Origin of the sequence: Streptomyces sp. NPDC021562 (assembly GCF_040640875.1) — a bacterium.
Classification (GTDB): Bacteria; Actinomycetota; Actinomycetes; order Streptomycetales; family Streptomycetaceae; genus Streptomyces.
In genome coordinates this window covers 54,823-75,312 of the sequence record NZ_JBFACN010000037.1, presented here as the reverse complement: position 1 = coordinate 75,312, position 20,490 = coordinate 54,823, and the positions used below count along the sequence as shown (strand labels likewise).

Genomic DNA, 20,490 nt, shown 5'->3' with positions numbered 1-20,490 from the left:
TGCGGGTGCTTTCCCCGCCGGGGGGCCGCGCCCGGGACCCGTTTTTCGTCCCGGGCTGGTCCGCCCAGCCCGCCGCCCCCGCCCCCCACTCCCCCCCCCCCTCACCCCCCCCCCCCCCCCGGCGCCGGGGCCGGTTCCCGGACGCGTTCCCGGGAACCGGCCCCGCCGCTCGGCCCGTTACCGGCCGAAGCCGTAGGCGAACAGGTGGCCGCTGCCCGTCGCGCCGGTCACCGGCAGGGTGACCGAGGCCACCTGCTTGGCCGCGTCCAGGGGGACCTTCGTGGCGAAGACATAGGTCTTCACTCCGTCGCGGCCCCCGCTGCCCGTGTTCCGGTAGGCCGTCGCGACGGCCGTCGTGTCACCGGCGAGCGGCTTGCTGGAGCCGCCGTTGAGGGTCCAGTCGGAGAAGCCGACCGTCGCCTTCGAGGTGGTGCCGTCGGTGTAGGTGACGGTGACGGTGCCGGACACCCCGCTGCCGTCGGTCGGCGCGTTGGCCGCGGAGCCCAGCAGGCCCAGCGAGGCACCCGACGTACCGGCCGGCATCGGGATGGTCTGGCCGGCCATCTCCAGGTTGTCCGGCTGACCGGAGGTGACCGTCGGCCAGTTGTAGAAGACGCCGTCCACCGTGAGGGTGGAGCCGCTGCCGACGCCCGCCGCCGACAGCGCGTTCTGCGAGTAGGCCCAGCCGCCGCTGTCGAACCCGCCGGAGAACGTGGTGCCGTCGGGGTAGACGCCCTCGTTGGTGTCGTAGGGCCACAGCGCCCCGGCCTTGGCCACGGCCACCCGCAGGGTCGCCCCCGGCAGGGCCGCACCGGTGCCGTGGTCGGTCAGCGCGAAGGTGACCGGGTAGGTGCCCTCGCCGGCGCCCGCCGTCACGCGCACCTTCGCCTCGGCGCTGCCCGAGGCGGGCACGGTGAGCGAGCCGGACGCCGTGTCGAGTACGACGCCGGAGGGTGCCGTCGCCGTCCAGTCGACCGTGACGGCCCGGCTGCCCAGGTTCGTCAGGTCGAGGGTGCCGTCACCGGCCGAACCCGGCTGGAGGACCAGTCCGTTGCTGGGGCCGGTCGCCGCCAGCACCCGTCCGCCGCCGGTGGTGTCCGAGGGCGGTGCCGCCGCCGGACCGGACGCCCAGGAGGTGTCGGGTGCGGTGCCCAGGGTGAAGTCGAGCGTGCCGGCCTTCTCGAACTGCCCGTACGTCAGCCAGGAGGTGTCCCAGGCCTTGCCCTTCACGTGCAGCGCCTGCACGTACGGCGCGTCGGGCGCGGCCTGCGGCGCGCTGATCCGGACCGTCTTGCCGCCGTCGACGTGCACCCGGGCCACGGGGAACACGGGGCTGCCGAGCACCAGGGTGTCCGTGCCGGGGGTCTCCGGGTACATGCCGAGCGCGGACCAGACGTACCAGGAGCTCATGGCGCCGAGGTCGTCGTTGCCGAACGAGCCGACCGGGGCGTTGAAGTACAGGTTCCGCTGGGCCTCGCGGACGGCCGCCTGGGTCTTCCACGGCTCGCCGGTGTAGTCGTACTCCCAGGGGATCTCCACGCTGGGCTCGTTGCTCAGGTCGGCGTCGGTGTTGCCGGGGTGGGTGATGTCGTCGAGCAGGGTGTCCAGGTAGGACGAGTACGCCCCGGCGCCGCCGCGTGCCTGGATGAGCTGCTTCAGGTTGAACGGGACCATCGGCGTGTACTGGGCCGACGTGCCCTCCACGAAGCCGTTGGAGGTGCCGGGGGTGAAGCCGCCCGCGAACTGGCCGTCCTTGTTCTTGCCCCGCATGTAGCCGGTCTGCGGGTCGAAGACGTTCATCCAGTCCTGGGCGCGGGTGGCGAACTTCTCGTACACCGCGGTCTTCCCCAGCGACTTGGCGAAGGCGGCGAGGGCGTAGTCGGCGGAGTCGTACTCCAGTTGGGTGGAGACCGGGCCGTAGAAGTTGCAGCAGTTGTAGTCGTTCTCGTCGAGCGGGAGGTAGCCCCTGGCGTCGCGTACCGGCTCGCCGGGGCGGTCGTTGTTCGGGACGGTGGCCTCGTGCTGGAGTGCGGCGAGGGCCTTCGTGGTGTCGAAGTCCCGCGCGCCGAAGGCGTACGCGTCGGCGATGATGCCGGCGGCCGGGTCGCCGACCATCACATAGCTCTCGCCGTTGTTCGAGGCCCACTTGGGCAGCAGACCCGTCTGGTCGTAGCCGTTGAGCATCGAGGTGACGACGTCACTGGCGACCTTCGGCTCGACCAGCGCCATCAGCTGGGTCTGGGAGCGGTAGGTGTCCCAGCCGGAGTAGTTGGCGTACTGGGCTTTCTGGCCCTTGGCCAGCCTGTGGACCTGGTCGTCCATGCCCATGTACTGGCCGTTGGCGTCGGAGAAGACGTTCGGGTGCAGCAGCGCGTGGTAGAGCGCGGTGTAGAACTGCGTCCGCTGGTCGGCTGAGCCACCGCCCACCTGGATCTTCTTCAGTACGGTGTTCCAGGCGTCGTGGTTGGCCTTCTCGACGGCGCCGACGTCCCAGTTCCTGATCTCCCTGCCGAGGTTGTCCGCCGCGTTGGCGTCACTCGTGTAGGAGATGCCGACCTTCGCCGTGACCGTGCGGCTCGTGGCGGTGTCGAAGGTGAGGTACATGCCGTTCGCGCCGGTCGTGGGCGGCTGGGCGGTCCCGGCCGTCGCGGACGGCCGGGACGCGGTGCCCCCGTGGACCGTCGGGTGGACCGTCGGGGCCGGTTTCGCCGGGACGGTGAAGTGCTGCTCCTTCAGCGGCTTCGACGTGGACTGCCGCGGGGCCTGCCGGACCTTGCCCGCCGTCAGCGACCTGGCGTCGGGGGTGATGGTGCCGCCGACCCAGGTGCCGCTCGCCGTGAACGCGCGGTCGAACTTGATGTCGAAGTGCAGCGTGTACCGGTTGCCCGCGCCGCAGAAGTGACCGCTGTCGATCGCGCCGCTGATCTCCTTGCCGTTGACCACCCGGACGCGCGTTCCGTCCACCTGGGTGGCGCCTCCGCTCAGCTTGAACAGCAGGTTCGCCTGCTGGCCCGCGGGGAAGGTGAAGGTGCCGAGGCCGGCGCGGGTGGTGTCGGTCAGTTCGGTGGTGACCCCGTTGGCGTCGGTCACCTTGTAGGACCCGATGCCGGCCCGCTCGTCGTCGTGGCTGAAGCCGACGGACGTGCTGCCGAGGTTGCCCGACAGCGCGCCGGTCACCGGCAGTACGGGCAGGTCGCCCGCGACGGGGCAACCGGGTCCCGACACGTGGGTGAGGCTGTAGCCGGAGATCTTCTTGTCGGCGTACTCGTAGCCGCCGCCGTCGGGGCGGTGCGGTGTCGTGTCGGGGCCCCACTGCACCATGCCGGCCGGCATGTCGGGGCCGGGGAAGGTGTCCACCGCACCGGAGGTGCCGATGAGGGGGTTGACGAGGGACGCGGGGTCCTTGACGAGGGCCGGGGCGGCGGCGCTCGCGGCGTCGGCGCTTCCGATCGCCGGAAGCGGGAGGACTGCCAGGCCCAGGACGCAGACCACGGCGAGGCGTTGCCGGAATCTCGTGCGGGCGGGTGGTGCGGCTGAACGTCGGGGTCTCACCATCGGTTGCCTCCGCAGCAGTTCGTGCTTCGCATATCAGGCGTCGAGTTTGACAACGTTGCCAGGCACGAGAGTCGAGTGAAACGCGTGCGCTCGGGGCGTGTCAACGAGGCCAGCGGAACTTCCTGCGCGCGCAGTTCACGGGGCGTCGGCCGCCGGCCGCGGACGGAACGGACCGAACGGCGCCGCCCCTGACGGAAGTTCACGGCCGACGGTACCGCCGCGGAGTCCCGCACGCGGACGGCACGGATCACGGACGGCCGCCATTCACGCGCGGGGATAACCGCCGAGCCATCGCGGCAATCAATTGACCGTCGATTACCTGGTTTTGACCGAGCATTGCCTCGAACTTTTTCGAATTCAGAGGCGCGTTGTGTAGGGCGAAATCAGTCACGACGCACACCCAGTCGCGAGTCGCCGCCTCCTGGCCGCACAACTCGCTTGCTCTGCAGCGGAGTTGACTGCTGACCAGCGACAACGCCGGATGCGCGCCGACAGGACGAAGCGGTCAGGTAGGGGCTCGATCAGCCTCCCTGTGAGAAAGCTATTCGCTTCCATTGACCTGAACCCGTCAACTCTGCTTTGCTTCTCGGCGTCTGACCACGCATCACCATTTCGACGGCAAGAAGCCGTAGTGCGAACGCTTCTCGCCGCCTCTCCACCAGTCGGTTCCAGGACGAGAGTTCCCCGCGGATTCGCAGTCACCCGGTGCCGCTCGGGCCTCTCCTCCTGCTCTGCGACGAGACGGGCGTCAACGCCGACGCCCGGAGCCGGCCGCCGGTGATGCGCCTCGTCGGCATCCCCAGCAATCGACCTCCCCGCACCGACGGCGGAGGTCCGTGCGAAGAAAGGTTCCCATCACCCATGGGTACTCCCCACATAGGCGGCGCAGCACGAGCAACCCTCGCCGGTCTCGCGTCGTTGTCCCTGGCCACCGGTCTGGCACTCGCCATCACCCCGCAGGCGACAGCCGCCCCCCAGGCCTCGGTGCACGCGGCGAGATCCAACCCCTACAGCCCCGCGTACCAGCACCCGTACCGGCACGGCGCGCTTCCCACCATCCAGCGGACCGCCAAGATGAAGTCGTGGGCGGCCTCCCACCCCGCCGCCGCGGCGACCGGTCCGGAGACCCTGTCCTACGGCGGCGGTATCGACGGCATCGGCGTCCAGAGCGGGCACTCCAAGGTCTACCTGGTCTTCTACGGCACGCAGTGGGGGACGCAGAGCACCAACGGCAGCGGTGACGCCACGTTCTCCGGCGACCCGGACGGCGCCGCCCCGGTCGCCCAGGAGATGTTCAAGGACATCGGTACCGGCAACGAGCGGTGGTCCGCGGACCTCACGCAGTGGTGTGACGGGCCGAACGTGTCATCGGGCGCCACCAGTTGCCCGTCCAACGCGAACTTCATCCCGTATCAGAGCGGCGGCGTGCTGTCCGGTGTCTGGTACGACAACTCGGCGGCCTCCCCGAGTGCCGCGACGGGACACCAGCTGGGCGCCGAGGCCGTCAAGGCGGCCGGGCACTTCGGCAACACCACCGCGGCGTCCAACCGTGACGCCTACTACATCATCCTCTCGCCGCACAACACCAACCCGGACAGCTACCAGGGCCAGTACTGCGCCTGGCACGACTACAACGGCGACAGCACGCTCACCGGCGGTCCGGTCTCCTCCTCCTACGGGGACATCGCGTTCAGCAACCAGCCGTACAACATGGACTCCGGCTCCGGCTGCGGCGTCGGATTCGTCAACTCGCCCGGCACGCTCGACGGCTGGACCATGACGCTCGGCCACGAGTGGCACGAGATGATGTCCGACCAGAACCCGGCCGGCGGCTGGACCAACCACACCGGCAGCTCGTACGACGGCCAGGAGAACTCCGACGAATGTGCCTGGCTCTCGCCCGGCAGCGCGGGCGGGGCGGCCAACGTCGCCATGGGCACCGGCACCTTCGCCGAGCAGGCCAGCTGGTCCAACGACACCAACAACTGCGCCATCTCCCACGCGATCGTCGGCGGCGGCAGCAGCGGTGGCGGCGGCACCCTCACCAACGGCACCTTCGAGACCGGCAGCCTGTCCAGCTGGACCACCAGCGGCAGCACATCGGCGTCCACCTCGGCGGCGCACAGCGGCAGTTACGGCGCGGTGGTCGGCTCGACAAGCCCGACCAACACCTCCTCGCTCAGCCAGTCCTTCACCGCGCCGTCCGGCACCAGCAAGGTCTCCTTCTGGTACGACGTCACCTGCCCGGACACGGTGTCCTACGACTGGGCGACGGCCACCCTCCAGGACACCACGGCCGGCACCACCTCGACCCTGCTCGCCAAGACCTGCACCCAGGGAGCAGGCTGGAAGCAGGTCACCGGCAGCGTGACCGCGGGCCACAACTACACGCTCACCCTCACCAACAAGGACGACAACTACGCGGGTGACGCGACCTACACCTACTACGACGACGTGACCGTCTCCTGACCCCTCGATCCGTAGGTGGGGGCGGCCGTCGGGCCGCCCCCACCGCAGTCCGACCGCCCCACCGGCCGGCATCCACCGGAGGGCCCGTGTTCCATTCGCCGGTCCGCACGCTCCCCGCCCGGCGCGCACTGCGCGCCGGGCTCGCCGTCCTGGCCGCGGCGGCCACGACGGCCGCCCTGGGCGGCTGTTCGCCCGGCCGCACCGGATCGGCGGTCTCCTCCCCGCCGTCGCGTCCTCCCGCCTCGTCCGGGTCCTCCACCCGGTCGGTCGTCCTCGACGAACGGGCCCGCGGGACCACGGTCCGGGTGACCACCGGCACGCTCGTCGTGGTGCGCCTGCACAGCGCCCACTGGTCGACCCCGGCCGGCTCGGACCCGCGGGTGCTCGCCCCCCTCGGCGGCGGAACCACCGCCACCGCGACCTGCCCGCCCGGTCGCGACTGCGGCATGTCCTCCGCGCGGTTCACCGCCCTGCGGCCCGGCACAGCCCGAGTCACCGCCGGACGCGACTCGTGCGGGGAGGCCATGCGCTGCCCACCGGGCCAGGGACGCTACGAGGTCACCGTGACAGTCACCCGGTAGCGCCGCGGAACTGACCGAAAGGGTTATTGGCAGCCGCTGACAATAAGGTGCTACGGTCGAAATGCCGGAAGATCGCGTTCCGAGGTCCAGGAGGAGGACCATGAACGTCACCGCCGAGCGTTCCCGCCTGCCCTTCGCACGACCGAACGTGCTCGAACTCGCACCGCTGTACGAGGTGCTGCGCCGGGAGGCGCCCATCACCGCGGTCACCACCCCGGCCGGGGATCCGGCCTGGCTCGTCACCCGCTTCGACGAGGTGCGCGACCTCCTGGGCGACAAGCGGCTCGGCCGCTCCCACCCCGAGCCGGAGCGGGCGTCCCGCATCACCACGGCCGCGGTGCAGGAGGGCCCCACGGGCAACTACGCCACCGAGGAGGCAGACCACACCCGGATGCGCCGGCTGCTCACCCCGGCCTTCTCCGCCCGTCGGATGGTGATGCTCTCCGATCACGTACGGCACCTCGTGGACGACTGCATCGACCGACTGCTCACCGAGCGGTCCGCCGCCCCCGACGGGGTGGTCGACCTGCACGCCGGGCTGGCCTTCCCGGTGCCGGTCGCGGTCATCTGCCGGCTGCTCGGCGTGCCCGAGAGCGACCGGGACCACTTCGCCTCGCTCTCGGAGCGCATGGCCGACCACTCCATCGGCGACGCGGCCCCGCGGGCGCGGGACGAGTTCAACGAGTACATGATCACGCTCGCCGAGGCAAAACGCGCCCGGCCGGGCGAGGACGTCATCTCCGATCTCGTCCGCGCCCAGAGCACCGACGAGGCCTACGACTACGACGAGATGATCCGGCTCTGCGTCGGGCTGCTGTTCGCCGGGCACGAGACCACCGTCAACCGCATCGGCCTGGGCACGCTCTTCCTGCTCACCCGTCCCGAGCAGTGGCGGGCGCTGACCGCGGACCCCGCGGGCCGGGTGAATGCCACCGTCGAGGAGATCATGCGCCTGGGCGCCCCCGGCGACCTGGGCCTGCTGCGCTACGCCCACACCGACGTCGACGTCGACGGGGTCACCATCCGGCGCGGCGACGCCGTGATCCTGTCGATCAACTCGGCCAACCGGGACGCGTCCGTGTTCCGCGACGCCGAGACGTTCGACCCCGACCGTCCGGAGCGCAACCATCTCGGATTCGGCCACGGCCCGCACTTCTGCATCGGGGCGAGCCTGGCCCGTACCGAACTGCGCGTCGTCTTCGCGGCGATGGCCGAACGCCTGCCCGGCCTGCGCCTCGCCAAGGACGTCGACGACCTGGAGGTGCGCCCCACCCTCACCGGTGGCGTCAGGGAGCTTCCCGTGACCTGGTGAGCTCGGTGTCCTCGCCGACGTGGGCAGTGAGCCGGTACGCCTGCCCGTAGTACGACTGGAGCGGGAGCCGGGCGTCGCTCCCGAGCGACAGCCGTTCCGGTCATGCGGAAGGAGCGAGCTGGGCGCGCACCCATGCGGGATCGGGGTTGGTGTGCGGCCGGCCCGCCACCACGACGGTCGGCACCGTCTCGTCGCCGTCGTTGGCCGCCCGCACCGCCGCGGCTCCTTCCGGGTCGCGCCAGATGTTCACCCAGTGCAGCCGCCGGGCGTCGCGGCCCAGGCGGAAGCGCAGGCGCATGCAGTAGGTGCAGCCCGGACGCCAGAAGACGACCGGCCGGCCGTCGGCCGCGCTGCGCCGACGCGCCTCCGCCGCACCGACCGACCTCGGGAAGACCAGGGGCGAGGTGACCCCGGCGAGCAGCAGGAACACCAGCAGGAGTACCGCGGCCCTGCCGGCGTCCCCCTGGAGGACCGGCCCCGTCGCCAGGGCCGCGCCGCAGACCACGAACAGCACCGGCAGGATCCACACGCGCGTCATGGTGACGCAGGCTACCGCGCAGGCCGTGCGGCGGCCGCGGCGCCTACGAAAACTCCGGTGCACCGGCTCGGGCGCCTCTGCGATCATCCCCGGATGGCGCACAGTCTCGAATCGCTGGTCATCCGGCACACCCACCGCCTTCCCTCCCCCCGCGGCTCCGCCGGTCAAGGAGCCGCCGCCGCCCGGCAGTTCGACGCGGCGCTGACGTCCGTGGGCTTCAAGCTCTCGGCGGAGCTGCTGGAGCGGCTGTCGGGGCTGTCCGAGGACGCGGTCGTGCACACCGCCCAGCGGACCCTGCGCACCGTGGGCGAGATGGTGGGCGACCACGTCCGGCACAACGCGTACTTCATCGACTTCCCGGCGAACGTGCCGGACACCGAGGAGTTCTGGACGCGGTGCGTGGCGCGGGCGCTCGGCGACGAGAAGACGCGCGACAACGTGCTGACCCAGCTGCGGGACGGGGTGCTGAACCTGCTCAGCCTCCCCACGTACGGCCGCTACCAGCACACGTACGAGGAGATGCTCGCGGCCCAGGACGAGCTGATCGCCTCGGCGGGCGACCGGGTCACCGTCCTGCACCTGGGCCGGGACCTGGACGACGAACTCACCGAGCTGTACCTGGCGCTGGCCGGCAGCACGACCCCGCTGAACGAGGACGACCTGCGCGATCTCAGGACCCTCGCCGAGCGGTGCGCGCTCGGACCCCAGCCGGAGGCGATCCCGGTCCGGGAGAACCGGGCCGTCGTCAACGCGGGCCGGCTCGGCGCCGGGGCCGACCTCCTCCTGGACACGGTCACCGACGTGCTGCGGCTGGCCTGCGCGCTGTCGGGCGGCGACGTGACGCTGCGGGAGCCCACGCGGTTCCGGGCGCTGTCGCGGCCGGTGCGCCGGGGACTGCTCGCGGGTCTGGACGCCGTGGTCGCGGCGAACCCGGCGAAGCTCGCCGACGTGGCCACGCACCGGGAGCCGTTCAAGCGGCTCGGCGAGCGTCTCCACCCGCACGAGTACCCGCGCCTGCCGCACGCCGCCGAGGTGTTCGCGGTCGCGCGCGGCGAGAAGACGGCGCCTTCCTTCGACAGCCTCCTCGAGAAGCTGCTCGACGCGTACGACATCCGTGGCGCGGTGGACCTGCTGAAGTCCGCTCCCGGCAGGCTGTTCCGCTCCCTGGACCTGCTGCTGCGCATCGCCGCCGACCAGGAGGAACGGGACGCGGTGGTGGCCGCCGCCGTACAAGTCGCGCCCGATGTCTCCGGCCGGGTGGTGCTCTCGGTGCGCGAGCATCTGCACAACCGGGAACGGGAGAGCGACCGGCCCCGGGTCTTCGTCAACCGCCGGGGCCGCGCCTGGGTGACCCCCGACGACCGGCCGCCCGTGCCGGACGCCGACCGCGACCGGCTGATCGCCGCCCTCGACGCCGAGATACGCCGTCGGCTCCCGGCGCCGGACCGGCTGCTGGTCGACCCCGACGTCCTCGACGTGGCGCTGCCGCTGAGCGGCCGGGCGACCGCGGCCGGGCTCGGTGTGCTGCCGCGCGGGTCGGTCTCCACGGTCGACGGCGATCAGCTGCGCTTCTTCGTGTACTGGAAGCAGGCCAGGGCCCGGACCGACTTCGACCTGTCGGCGCTGCTGCTGCACGCCGACTACAGCACCGATTCCTGGCTCTCCTACACCTCGCTCAGGGCCGTGGGGGGCGAGCATTCGGGCGACGTCACCGAGGCTCCGGACGGGGCCTCGGAGTTCATCAACCTGTCCCTGGACCGGGTGCGCAGCACCTTCGTCGTCCCGCAGGTCAACATCTTCGCCGGCGAGAACTTCGAGGAGGTCGAGGAGTCGTTCTTCGGCTTCATGCTGCGCGACGGCGAGCAGAAGGGCAGGCCGTTCGAGCCGCGCACCGTGCGGATGAAGTCGGAGCTGCGCGGGGTGGGCCGGGTGGCGCTGCCGCTGGTGTTCCGGCGCGGGGACGACGGCCGGTGGCACGCCAAGTGGCTGCACCTGTACCTGAAGGGCCTCTCGACGGAGAACAGGGTCGAGGAGAACCAGGCGTCCGTGTCGACCGTGGTGCGGGCCGTCGTGGAGCGCGAGCAGTTGACGGTGGGATACCTGATCGGCCTGATGTCCTCCGACACCACCACCGTGGAGCTGTGGGACGGCGAGCGGGTCCCGGACGAGCCCGTGACGTACATCGGCCTCGAACGTCCCGAGGGACTGCATCCCGACTCGCGGACCGTCACCGTCGAAAACCTGCGCGACCTGATCCCGGGCTGAGTGCTAGCGTTGGCCGCGGCGAGGCCATGAAGGGGCTTCCTTCTCAAACTCCTTTCCAGATACCAGTTCCTTCGCTTTCCTCGCCGTCGACCTCGACCGGGAGGCGCCCTGTGGGCGCCTCCCGGTTTCTTCGTTCCGGGGAGCCTGCGGCAGCGGCCGCGCCGACACCCGAAGCCGAGGTCAGCGCAGTGGACGTGGTGGTAGCCCCCCGGACGCCCGGAGGCGTTCCCCCTGCGGATCCGGTGGCTGGCCCCGTGTCGGCGCGGTGCGGCCGTGCCCAGACTCGGCAGCATGACGTTCTCCATCGACGCTCCCGTCGCGTCCGCGACGCCCGCCGCCCCCGCGCGGCCCTCCGGTCCCGGCAGCGATTTCGCCAGGCTCTCCCGGCGCATCGACGAGGCGGGCCTGCTGGACCGGCGCCCGGGTTACTACACCGTGCGGCTCGGCCTGGTGATCGCGGCCCTGCTGGGCGGCTGGGCGGCCTTCCTCGCGCTCGGCGACACCTGGTGGCAGCTGGCCGTCGCCGCCGCGCTGGCTCTCGTCTTCGGTCAAGTGGCGCTGGTGGCCCACGATCTGGCGCACCGGCAGGTGTTCCGACGGCGCCGCCCGAGCGAGACGTGGGGCCGGCTCTTCGGCAACCTCGGCATCGGAATGAGCTACGGATGGTGGATGAACAAGCACACCAGGCACCACGCCAACCCCAACCATGAGGAGCTCGATCCCGACGTCGCACCCGACATCCTGGTGTGGTCCACCGCCCAGGCCAGCGAGAGCAGGGGCCTGGCCCGGCTCATCGGCGCCCACCAGGCGTTCCTGTTCTTCCCGCTGCTGACCCTGGAGGGCTTCAACCTGCACGTGTCGAGCATGCGGGCGCTGCGCTCGCCGTCCATGAAGCACCGGGTCCTGGAGGGCACGCTGCTCCTGCTGCACCTGGCGGCCTACCTGTCCGCGCTGTTCCTGGTGCTCTCCCCCGGGAAGGCGGTGGCGTTCCTCGCCGTGCACCAGGGCCTCTTCGGGGTCTACCTCGGCTGCACGTTCGCCCCGAACCACAAGGGCATGCCCACCTTCACCGGCGACGAGCGACCCGACTTCCTGCGGCGCCAGGTGCTCACCTCCCGCAACGTGCGGGGCGGCCGGTTCACGGACATGATGCTCGGCGGCCTCAACCACCAGATCGAACACCACCTGTTCCCGAGCATGCCCACCCCTCATCTGCGCCGCGCACGCGTGATCGTGCGGGAGTACTGCGCGGAGATCGGTGTGCCGTACCACGAGACCGGCCTGCTCCGGTCCTACCGCGAGGCCCTCGGGCACCTGCACCGGGTGGGAGCGCCCCTCCGGCGGGGGCACGGGGCGGTCTCCCCGGGTGACAACTGACGCGTGAGCCCACCGGCAGGGCGAGATTCGTCACTACGTGGCATTCACCATAATTCGCCCCCTTCAGGACGGACAGATGTAAATGTAGTTCTTCGAAACAACGACCAGCGGCATGGGAGATACGTTTGTTCACGGTACGTAAGCGAAGCACCGGGCTGATGGCTGCGGCCGGCGTACTCGGCGGCGTACTCGCACTCGCCCTCAGCGGCACCAGCAACGCCGCCACCGGCGGCAACGACGCCGGGACCGGCCAGAAGACGTCTGCCTCGGCACAGCCGACGGCCGCCCAGGACACGTCCGACGCCCGAATAAAAATCACGCCCGGCCAAGGCGCCCACGGCGTCGGGATCAACAGTCCCGTGGCGGCCACCGTCAGCGACGGCACCCTCACCAAGGTGACCATGACCGACGTCGCGGCCGGTACCGAGGTCCCGGGCACGCTGTCCGCGGACGGCACGTCGTGGAAGCCGGACGGTCCGCTCCAGCGGGCCACCAGGTACCAGATCGCCGCGGAGGCCGAGGACGCCCAGGGCCGTCCCGTCACCGGGTACGCCACGATCACCACCGTCTCCCCCGCCAACGACTTCGTCGGGCACGTCTCCCCCGAGGACGGCTCGACCGTCGGGGTGGGCATGCCGGTGACGGTCACCTTCGACAAGGCGATCGCCGACAAGGCCGCCGTGGCGTCGGAGATACAGGTCAGCTCCAGCAGCGGTCAGCGGGTGGTCGGCCACTGGCTCAACGACGGCCGCCTGGACTACCGCCCCCAGAACTACTGGACGCCCGGCTCCACCGTCACCGTCAGGCTCACCCACAAGGGTGTCCAGAAGACGGTCACGTTCAAGATCGGCCGGAGTCAGGTCAGCACCGTCGACGCCGGCACGAAGCAGATGACCGTCGTACGGGACGGCAGGACGATCAGGACCGTCCCGATCTCGTCCGGCAGCCCGGAGCACCCGACGTACAGCGGCCAGATGGTCATCTCCGAGAAGTTCCGGCAGACCCACATGAACGGTGCGAGCGTCGGCCTCATGAAGGACGGCAAGCCCGCGTACGACATCGACGACGTACCGCACGCCATGCGCCTGACCGACTCGGGCACGTTCATCCACGGGAACTACTGGGCGGCCGACTCGGTCTTCGGCAAGGCCAACACCAGCCACGGCTGCATAGGCCTGAACGACGTCAAGGGCGGCGGCGACGGCAGGCAGCCCGCCGCGTGGTTCTTCGACAACTCGATCCCCGGTGACGTCGTGATCGTCAAGAACTCCGCCGACAAGACCGCGCCGGCCCCGGACAACGGCCTCAGCGACTGGAACATGCCCTGGTCCGAGTGGGTCTCGGGCAACACGACCGGCTGACAGCGCGTCGCTGCCGAACCTCTTCCGCCAGGCGGCGGCCGACCGAGTCGGCCGCCGCCTCGTCACTCACCCGTACGGAGCAAACACGCACCGTCATCCCCTTGTCCCCGTTGGCCCGTCCCCCGTTCGGAGTTGCGTCCGCACGGGGGACATGAGGCCGTGGGAATCGTGTCCTGCCGGATCTCACCCCCAGGAGGAGACATGGGCACGAACACCACGAAGAACGCGAAGGACACGAGGACCGACGGCCGGTCGGCCGACAAGCTGAGCGTCGTCTTCACCGTCCGCGTCATCGAGGGCGGCGAGCAGGGATTCCTGGAGGCGTACGACCAGCTCCGCGAGTCCGTCGCCCGGACCCCCGGCCACATCGTCGAGCGGCTGGGCGCACCCGTGGACGACTCACGGCAGTGGGTCATCACCAGCGAGTGGCAGACGGCCGCGCACTTCTTCGCCTGGCAGCAGAGCGAGGAGCACCGCGCACTGGTGGCTCCACTGCGCCAGTGGGTCGACTCGACGCAGTCCCTGCGGTTCCGCATCGTCAAGGAGACCGAGGGGGTGGCGGCATGACGCGCACCGCCGACGGCCCCGTCGCCGTACTCGGGCTCGGCACGATGGGCACCGGCCTGGCCACCCGCCTCCTCGACCGGGGGCTGCGGGTGCGGGTCTGGAACCGTACTCCGGAGCGGGCCGCACCGCTTGCCGAGGCAGGCGCCTTCGTCGCCCCGCACCCCGCCGAGGCCGTCGCGGGCACGAGCGCCGCGATCTGCGTCGTCGCCGACGGCGAGGCCCTCGGCTCCGTGCTGCACGGACCCGACGGCGTCCTGTCCAGGGGCGCCTACCCCGGGGTCCTCGTCTGCGCCAGCACCGTCTCCCCCGACGAGGTGCTCCAGATCGCCGGGGACATCCCCTCGGTCGTGGACGTCGGCATGCTCGGCAACCGCGACCACGCCCGTGACGGCGAGCTTCGGCTCTTCGTCGGCGGCGAGGAAGAGGCGTTCGGCGCCTGCCGCCAGGTGCTGGAGGCGCTGGGCAAGGAGGTCGTCCATCTGGGCGCGCTCGGTTCCGGCATGCGGATGAAACTCTGCCTGAACCTCCTGATGGGCATCGAGGTGCAGGCCCTGGCCGAGGTCACCGAACTGGCGACCGCCTGCGGCCTGGACCGGCAGGCGGTCCTGAAGACCGTCGCGGGCAGCGGCTTCGCCTCTCCGGTCATGGCGTTCAAGGCGAGGCGCCTGGGTTCCGGCCGCTTCGAGGAGCCGGACTTCCGGCTGCGGCTGATGGCGAAAGACCTCATGCTCGCTACCAAGCAGGCGGCGGCGGTCGGCCTGAGCCTGCCGCTCACGACCGCCGCGGCCGAGACCCACGTCCGTGCCACCGAGCAGGGACTGGGCGACCAGGACTGTGCCGCGGTCACCCGCGCACTCACACCGAAACCGGGCAGCGACACGTGATCATCGACATCCACGGGCATCTCTCCCCGCCGGAGGCGGCCGAACGATTCCCCATGCCCCCGAGCCTGACCGACGTCGACGGCATGCTCGCCGCTCGCGCCGAGGCCGGCATCGACCTCACCATCATCGGCAGCCCGGTGGGCGCCGGAGCGATGGCACGGGTACCGGGCGTGGACAACTACGCGCAACCACGAGACCGGCTGCGCAGTTTCCACGCCTGGATGTCGGGGCTGATCGCCAGGTTCCCCGACCGGTTGCGCGGCTACGTGTACGCGAACCCGTTCGGGGACGACGATCACCTCGAAGGGGTACGGGAGACGCTGGCGGACCCGGCCTTCGTCGGCCTGATCACCACGTCCAGCGTCCACGGGGAGCTGCTCGGCTCCCCGCGCGCCGACTCCTTCTTCGCGCTGGCCGCGGAGGCGGGGGTGCCGGTCCTGGTGCACGCCCCGGCCGAACCGGTCGGCACGGAACGGGTCGACGAGATCGGATTCGTCGAGCAGATCGGCCGGTTCGGCGACGTCACCATGGGCATGGCCATGATCGCCTTCGCCGGGTGGCTGGACAAGTACCCGGAACTGCGGCTGATCGGCGCGACCGGCGGCGGCGCCATGGCGCTGCTGCCGGAGCGGCTGCAGACGGCGGCGCGCCCCCGGCACTGGGCCGGGGGCGCCCCGCCCGCCGGCCGGCCGGGGGCGGCCTCCGCTCCCTCGGCGGCCCGGGGACCGGCGGCCGACCCGGCCGCGGCGCTGCGGCGCATGTACGTCGACACGAGCCCCTTCAGTTCGGCGCACCTGAGCCTGAACGCGGAGGTGCTGGGGCCCGAGCGGATGCTGTTCGGCACCGACTCACCGCCGCTGGCCGTGCCGCTGGAGGAGCAGCTCCGCATGATCGAGAAGCTGCCGGTCGACAGGGCGGCGCAGCAGCTCATCCTCGGCGGCAACGCCGAGACCCTCTTCGACCTCAGGAGTCGTCCGTGACCACCACCCAAGAGGCCGTCACCGCGGCCGAACGCTGCACCCCGGAGTTCCGGCGGGACCCCCACACCGTCTACGCCCACCTCCGCGACGCGGCCCCGGTCTGCCCCATGAGACCGCCGCACGGCAACGAGACGTACCTGATCACCCGGTACGAGGACGCGCGGGCCGCGCTGGCGGATCCGCGGTTGAGCAAGGACATGTACGGGGCCATGGACGCCTACCGGAGGATCTTCGGTGACTCGTCCGTCGCGCTGGACGACAACATGCTCAACTCCGACGCGCCCAAGCACACACGGCTGCGCAGGCTGGTCAGTTCCGCGTTCACCGCCCGGCGGGTGGCGGCACTGCGGCCGAAGATCCAGGACATCGTCTCGGGCCTGCTCGACGCGTGCCCGGTCGGGGAGCCCTTCGACCTGTTGCCGGCCTTCGCGTTCCCGCTGCCGATCATCGTGATCTGCGACCTGCTCGGTGTACCGCCCGAGGAACGGTCACGGCTGCAGCACCTGTCCTCCACGGTGGCGCAGAGCGGCTTCGACGAGGAGGCCAAGCGGGCGCAGCAGAAGGCGGAGGAGGACCTGCACGCGTACTTCTCGGATCTCATCGCGGCCAAGCGGAGGGATCCGGGTGACGATCTCCTGAGCGCGCTCACCGCGGTCCGGGACGAGGACGGCGGGCTGACCGGGAACGAGCTGGTCTCCACGGCGTTCCTGCTGATGTTCGCGGGTCACAAGACGACCGCGTACCTGATCGGCAACGCCGTGCACCACCTGCTGTCCCACCCCGAACAGCTGCGCGCCGTGCGGGAGGACCCGGAACTGATGCGTGCCGCCGTCGAGGAACTGGTGCGCTTCGACGGCTCCGTGGAGAACGCGACGTTCCGGTACGCGACCGAGGACGTGGAGTACGGCGGGACCCGGATCCCGAAGGGCGCCCTGGTCCAGATCGCGCTCAGTGCGGCCAACCGCGATCCGCTGAAGTTCGACGCCCCGGACGAGCTGAACGTGACACGTCCGGGCAACGCCCAGGACGCGCACCTGGGGTTCGGGCACGGCAGCCACTACTGCCTGGGGGCACCGCTGGCCCGGCTGGAGACGCAACTGGCGCTCACGGCCCTGTTCGACCGGTTCCCCAGCACAACCCTGGCCGACCCGAACGCCGCACCACGCTGGCTGGAGGTCCCCTTCCCCGCCTTCCGCGGCCTCGCGGAACTCCGGGTCGTGCTTACTCGATCCTGACGGCCGGTGGCACCGGGCAAAGCCTCATCGCCGGTGGAGGCTGACGGCATAACCGCCGCCGACGTAAGGGTCCGCGTCCCAGGAGGCGAAGCGGTCCACCAGGGTGAGGCCGGCCGCGACGCAACACTCGTCATACTCCGGCAGGGTGATGCCGGGCGGTACCGGCAAGTGGGCCTCGTCCAGGCCGAAGCCCGCGACCATCAGACCGCCCGGGCGCAGGACCGCGGCCAGACGCTTGACCACCGTGCCCTCGGTGCCGGCAGCTAGCAGCGGGAAGACGTTGCCCGCGGCGACCACGAGATCGAAGTCCGCTGCGAGCCCGAGCGGGGCCGGCTCGAACTCGGCCAGGTCGACCTGGAACCACGGCAGGCCCGGCGCCTGCTTCCGCGCCGCCGCGAGCATCGACGCGTCAAGATCCACCCCGACACACTCGTACCCGAGTTCCGCAAGCCGGATCATGACCCGCCCGGTACCGCACCCGGCGTCCAGCACCCGAGCTCCGGCAGGGACAAGCGCTGCGCAGAACCGCGCCTCACCGTGCACATCCATCCCGCTACGGGCCAGAGCCGCGAACCGTGCAGCGTAGCCCTGCCCGGACGTCCCCCCGGTCAACTCCTGCCAACGGCTCATGACGGCAACTATAGGTCGGCCGTGTGCCCTTGCATCCGGCCAGGACGGGAACCGCGGAGCACCTGCCCGAGTGGTGTGAGCCGAGTTCCGTCGGCCGCACCGCGACGGGACAGCCCTGCCGGGTCCTCGGTCCGGCCAGGGCGTCGAAGGACTGTCATCGGCGAACGATAGGATGCGCCGTCGATCTGCACATGACAGATCCGCAGCTCACTGTCCGGGGGGACCTCAACGTGAGACCACGCCTGTTCATCTCCACCTCGGTCGCGGCCGGCTTCCTCGCTGGTCTGGCCCTGCCGGGCCAGGCCCTGGCCGAGACCTCGGTGCCCAGCACTGCGCCCGTGACCGCCGGCGACACGTCGACGGCCGACGCCACGGGAGCGGCTGCAGTCGCCGCTGACCTCACCCCGCCGGACGGCCAGGGGCCGGTGACACTCACCCAACCGGTGTCGGGTCTGCCTTGGGCAGTCGCCGATCCCTTCGACTACACCGATGACCATGCCACCTTCCGCGTCTTCGCACGGTCGTCCGGCAACGGTGCAACCGTCACCTCGCTCACTGCCCGCTTCTACCCGCTGCACGCGCCCGCGGACGCGGCACCTGTACTCACCGTGACGGACTTCGCGTACGTGGACGCGGGTGTGTGGCGGGCGACGGCCCCGGTCGTGCTGCCCGCCTTCGGCGCCTACCGGGTCGCGCTGGACGTTCGCGACGACCACGGCTACGACGTCACGTTGCCTTCAGGTGGCACGGTGGAGTACCAGCAGGTCGTTCACTTCAGCTCGTTCACGCAGACCGTCCCGTCGAACTTCGACTTCGACCACCGGACCGTTACCGTCCAGGGGGCCCTCACCCTGACCGACCCGGGCACAGGCCAGGTCAGCCCCTTCTCAGGCGCCACCGTGTCCGTCACCGGCAACTCCGGCGGCACTACGCTGAAGGCAACGACAGCTGCCGACGGCACCTTCACGACCTCGTTCGACGCCGACGTTTCGGTACAGACTGTCGGCGAATACGCGCCCGGCCGTGAGGACAGCTGGACCCACACCCATGCGTATGCGTACCTCTCCCAACCCGGCCTTCCGGCGTCCGAACCCACCCGGATCCGGTTCACCTCGCCACCGGACGTCAACGTCCCGGCCGGCGGCACGGCCACCGTGACCGGCGTCGTGGAGCGCAAGGTCGGCGACGCCTGGCGCCCCGTTCCCCGCACCGCTGTCGACCTGTCAGGCCCGCAGGCCGGTTCCGAGTGGTTCGCCAGTTACAGCGACGACCGGGGAGCATTCGCCATCCCCGTCTCCCAGCCCGGCACCTTCCAGGTCCGTGTCGAGGCGACGGACTACCTCCAGCAGAGCCCCGTCGAAAGCGTCCGCGTCCACATTCCCCAGCCCGGAGCGCAGTTCGCCGGCCTCAGCATCTCCCAGGACGCCACGGGCCAGGGCCGCATCGCCGGCCGTCTCACCCTGGGACAGGCCGACTCCCCGCCCGCCGGCACCACGGTCCAGGTGCAGTACTCCGCCGACGGCAGGAGCTGGCACAACGCGGCTACCACCACGGTCGGACGCCAGGGCCTCGGCAAGGACGAATTCCTGTGCGGTGTCCGCCAGGGCAGCAGCGCCAACGGCTACTGGCGCGTCTCCTTCCTCGGCAACAGCGACTGGCTGCCCGTCAACGGCAACGCAGTGCACCTGTGGCGCACCCCTACCCGGATCACCGGCGGCAGACCGAGCACCACGCACGCGCGTCACAACCAGAAGCTGTCCTTCTCCGGGAGCCTCCAGCAGTCCCCCGCGGGAGCATGGCACGCCTACAGCCACGCCACCGTGCGCCTGTGGTTCCGACCGTCCGGCGGCACGACCTGGCACCTCATGTCCACGGCCACCACCGACGCCCACGGCCAGTACAGCCTCAGCGCCAAGGACACCACCACCGGCACCTGGTACGTCGCCTACCAGTCCCCCGACACCCACCACCTCGACTCGACGAGCACGCACACCTGGGTCGGCGTCAAGTAGCCCGCCCACCCACTGCGTCCGGCGCGGCACGCGGGTCAGCAGCGCGTCGTAGGCGCCGGCCGGGTGGCGGGGTCGTCGGTCAGCCTCCCCGGGCGCAGGATCGTCCTCGCCCTTGGCCTTCAGGCAGGCGGCGGGTGCACTGACCGACGAATCTTTCGGGTGCCCGTCACGAAGTCACCGGAACCGGCACCTCTCTTACGCCACCGCGGTCCCATGGGTGAGCCCGCTACGACGCGGGGGCCGCCTGGTTGCTGTCCTTGTGGGCCCCCCAGCCGTGCCAGCGCTCGATCTCGATCCAGGCGCTGAACCTCACCCGGTCCCGCTGCGGGTAGGGCTTACCGGTGTACTGCCTGCTGAGCCGGTCGATGCCGGTGAGGTCCTGGTCCTCTCGGATCTCGGCGATTCGGCCGATGACGCTGATGTGGCTGTACCAGTCGGCCTCGTCCAGCACCGTGAGGGTGACCCGCGGATCGTTGCGCACGTGCTCCAGGCGCCTGCGGCCCTCGTCCATGTTGACCAGGATGCGGCCGTCGTCCTCCCACAGGTACCAGGTGGCGGTGGAAACCGGCTGACCGTCCGATCGGAGCGTGGCGATGACGGCCGGGTTCGCCTTCTTCATCATGGCGACCGCTTCGGGGGTGAGCGGGGGCTTCGACATGGTGTCTCTCCTCGATCCGACGCGACAGCGGATCCCCGCCCGCTGATCCTTTCCACACTCTCATAA

15 protein-coding genes are annotated in these 20,490 nt (G+C 70.9%); 11 read left to right on the top strand and 4 right to left on the bottom strand.

What is annotated here, in order from left to right:
- Nucleotides 1-177 precede the first annotated feature (177 nt).
- Entirely contained in the window at nt 178-3,555 is a 3,378-nt protein-coding gene (locus tag AB0G52_RS36945) for a lectin (RefSeq protein WP_361342985.1), read from the bottom strand.
- 861 nt (nt 3,556-4,416) lie between these two features.
- Between AB0G52_RS36945 and AB0G52_RS36940 the strand changes: the two genes are divergently transcribed.
- The 3 genes from AB0G52_RS36940 (at nt 4,417) to AB0G52_RS36930 (ending at nt 7,917) form a co-directional block, all read left to right on the top strand.
- Nucleotides 4,417-6,024: a hypothetical protein gene (locus AB0G52_RS36940; protein ID WP_207921636.1), complete on the top strand. Its 1,608-nt coding sequence runs from the start codon at nt 4,417-4,419 to the stop codon at nt 6,022-6,024.
- Between the two features lie 86 nt (nt 6,025-6,110).
- Nucleotides 6,111-6,605 (top strand): hypothetical protein, encoded by a 495-nt coding sequence (locus tag AB0G52_RS36935; RefSeq protein ID WP_361342982.1) that lies wholly within the window; start codon nt 6,111-6,113, stop codon nt 6,603-6,605.
- A gap of 100 nt (nt 6,606-6,705) precedes the next feature.
- Nucleotides 6,706-7,917, top strand: a complete 1,212-nt coding sequence (locus tag AB0G52_RS36930) for a cytochrome P450 (RefSeq protein WP_361342979.1) — start codon at nt 6,706-6,708, stop codon at nt 7,915-7,917.
- A 100-nt stretch (nt 7,918-8,017) separates the two neighbouring features.
- Here the strand turns inward: AB0G52_RS36930 and AB0G52_RS36925 are convergent, their stop codons facing one another.
- Nucleotides 8,018-8,455, bottom strand: coding sequence for a glutaredoxin domain-containing protein (locus tag AB0G52_RS36925; protein WP_132887095.1), 438 nt, complete (start codon nt 8,453-8,455; stop codon nt 8,018-8,020).
- A 93-nt stretch (nt 8,456-8,548) separates the two neighbouring features.
- Here AB0G52_RS36925 and AB0G52_RS36920 point away from each other — a divergent pair, with 93 nt between their 5' ends.
- From AB0G52_RS36920 to AB0G52_RS36890, 7 genes are all read left to right on the top strand, one after another.
- Nucleotides 8,549-10,720 carry a hypothetical protein gene (locus tag AB0G52_RS36920; protein WP_361342976.1) on the top strand — a complete coding sequence of 724 codons (2,172 nt, stop codon included), beginning with the start codon at nt 8,549-8,551 and terminating at the stop codon, nt 10,718-10,720.
- A gap of 291 nt (nt 10,721-11,011) precedes the next feature.
- Nucleotides 11,012-12,097 (top strand): acyl-CoA desaturase, encoded by a 1,086-nt coding sequence (locus AB0G52_RS36915; protein WP_361342973.1) that lies wholly within the window; start codon nt 11,012-11,014, stop codon nt 12,095-12,097.
- 158 nt (nt 12,098-12,255) lie between these two features.
- Nucleotides 12,256-13,458, top strand: coding sequence for an Ig-like domain-containing protein (locus AB0G52_RS36910; RefSeq protein ID WP_361342970.1), 1,203 nt, complete (start codon nt 12,256-12,258; stop codon nt 13,456-13,458).
- A gap of 201 nt (nt 13,459-13,659) precedes the next feature.
- Complete coding sequence (locus AB0G52_RS36905) at nt 13,660-14,025, top strand: antibiotic biosynthesis monooxygenase family protein (RefSeq protein ID WP_132887091.1); 366 nt, start codon at nt 13,660-13,662, stop codon at nt 14,023-14,025.
- Nucleotides 14,022-14,909, top strand: a complete 888-nt coding sequence (locus tag AB0G52_RS36900; RefSeq protein ID WP_361342967.1) for an NAD(P)-dependent oxidoreductase — start codon at nt 14,022-14,024, stop codon at nt 14,907-14,909. Before AB0G52_RS36905 ends, AB0G52_RS36900 begins: the two co-directional genes overlap by 4 nt.
- Nucleotides 14,906-15,889, top strand: coding sequence for an amidohydrolase family protein (locus AB0G52_RS36895; RefSeq protein WP_132887089.1), 984 nt, complete (start codon nt 14,906-14,908; stop codon nt 15,887-15,889). Before AB0G52_RS36900 ends, AB0G52_RS36895 begins: the two co-directional genes overlap by 4 nt.
- A complete protein-coding gene (locus AB0G52_RS36890) occupies nt 15,886-17,124 on the top strand; it encodes a cytochrome P450 (RefSeq protein ID WP_361342963.1) in 1,239 nt (412 codons plus the stop codon). Before AB0G52_RS36895 ends, AB0G52_RS36890 begins: the two co-directional genes overlap by 4 nt.
- A gap of 24 nt (nt 17,125-17,148) precedes the next feature.
- Here the strand turns inward: AB0G52_RS36890 and AB0G52_RS36885 are convergent, their stop codons facing one another.
- A complete protein-coding gene (locus tag AB0G52_RS36885; protein ID WP_132887087.1) occupies nt 17,149-17,754 on the bottom strand; it encodes a class I SAM-dependent methyltransferase in 606 nt (201 codons plus the stop codon).
- A gap of 230 nt (nt 17,755-17,984) precedes the next feature.
- On the opposite strand from AB0G52_RS36885, the gene AB0G52_RS36880 reads away from it, so the two are divergent.
- Nucleotides 17,985-19,766, top strand: coding sequence for a hypothetical protein (locus tag AB0G52_RS36880; RefSeq protein ID WP_361342960.1), 1,782 nt, complete (start codon nt 17,985-17,987; stop codon nt 19,764-19,766).
- Nucleotides 19,767-19,992: 226 nt separating this feature from the next.
- Here the strand turns inward: AB0G52_RS36880 and AB0G52_RS36875 are convergent, their stop codons facing one another.
- The gene (locus AB0G52_RS36875) at nt 19,993-20,424 is read right to left on the bottom strand and encodes a PPOX class F420-dependent oxidoreductase (protein WP_132887085.1); all 432 of its coding nucleotides are present in this window, start codon (nt 20,422-20,424) and stop codon (nt 19,993-19,995) included.
- Nucleotides 20,425-20,490 lie beyond the last annotated feature (66 nt).

Coding starts and splice junctions, on each gene's coding strand:
- AB0G52_RS36945 (WP_361342985.1), bottom strand. CDS start 3,555: ATGGTGAGACCCCGACGTTCAGCCGCACCACCCGCCCGCACGAGATTC.
- AB0G52_RS36940 (WP_207921636.1), top strand. CDS start 4,417: ATGGGTACTCCCCACATAGGCGGCGCAGCACGAGCAACCCTCGCCGGT.
- AB0G52_RS36930 (WP_361342979.1), top strand. CDS start 6,706: ATGAACGTCACCGCCGAGCGTTCCCGCCTGCCCTTCGCACGACCGAAC.
- AB0G52_RS36925 (WP_132887095.1), bottom strand. CDS start 8,455: ATGACGCGCGTGTGGATCCTGCCGGTGCTGTTCGTGGTCTGCGGCGCG.
- AB0G52_RS36920 (WP_361342976.1), top strand. CDS start 8,549: ATGGCGCACAGTCTCGAATCGCTGGTCATCCGGCACACCCACCGCCTT.
- AB0G52_RS36915 (WP_361342973.1), top strand. CDS start 11,012: ATGACGTTCTCCATCGACGCTCCCGTCGCGTCCGCGACGCCCGCCGCC.
- AB0G52_RS36910 (WP_361342970.1), top strand. CDS start 12,256: ATGGCTGCGGCCGGCGTACTCGGCGGCGTACTCGCACTCGCCCTCAGC.
- AB0G52_RS36905 (WP_132887091.1), top strand. CDS start 13,660: ATGGGCACGAACACCACGAAGAACGCGAAGGACACGAGGACCGACGGC.
- AB0G52_RS36900 (WP_361342967.1), top strand. CDS start 14,022: ATGACGCGCACCGCCGACGGCCCCGTCGCCGTACTCGGGCTCGGCACG.
- AB0G52_RS36885 (WP_132887087.1), bottom strand. CDS start 17,754: ATGAGCCGTTGGCAGGAGTTGACCGGGGGGACGTCCGGGCAGGGCTAC.
- AB0G52_RS36875 (WP_132887085.1), bottom strand. CDS start 20,424: ATGTCGAAGCCCCCGCTCACCCCCGAAGCGGTCGCCATGATGAAGAAG.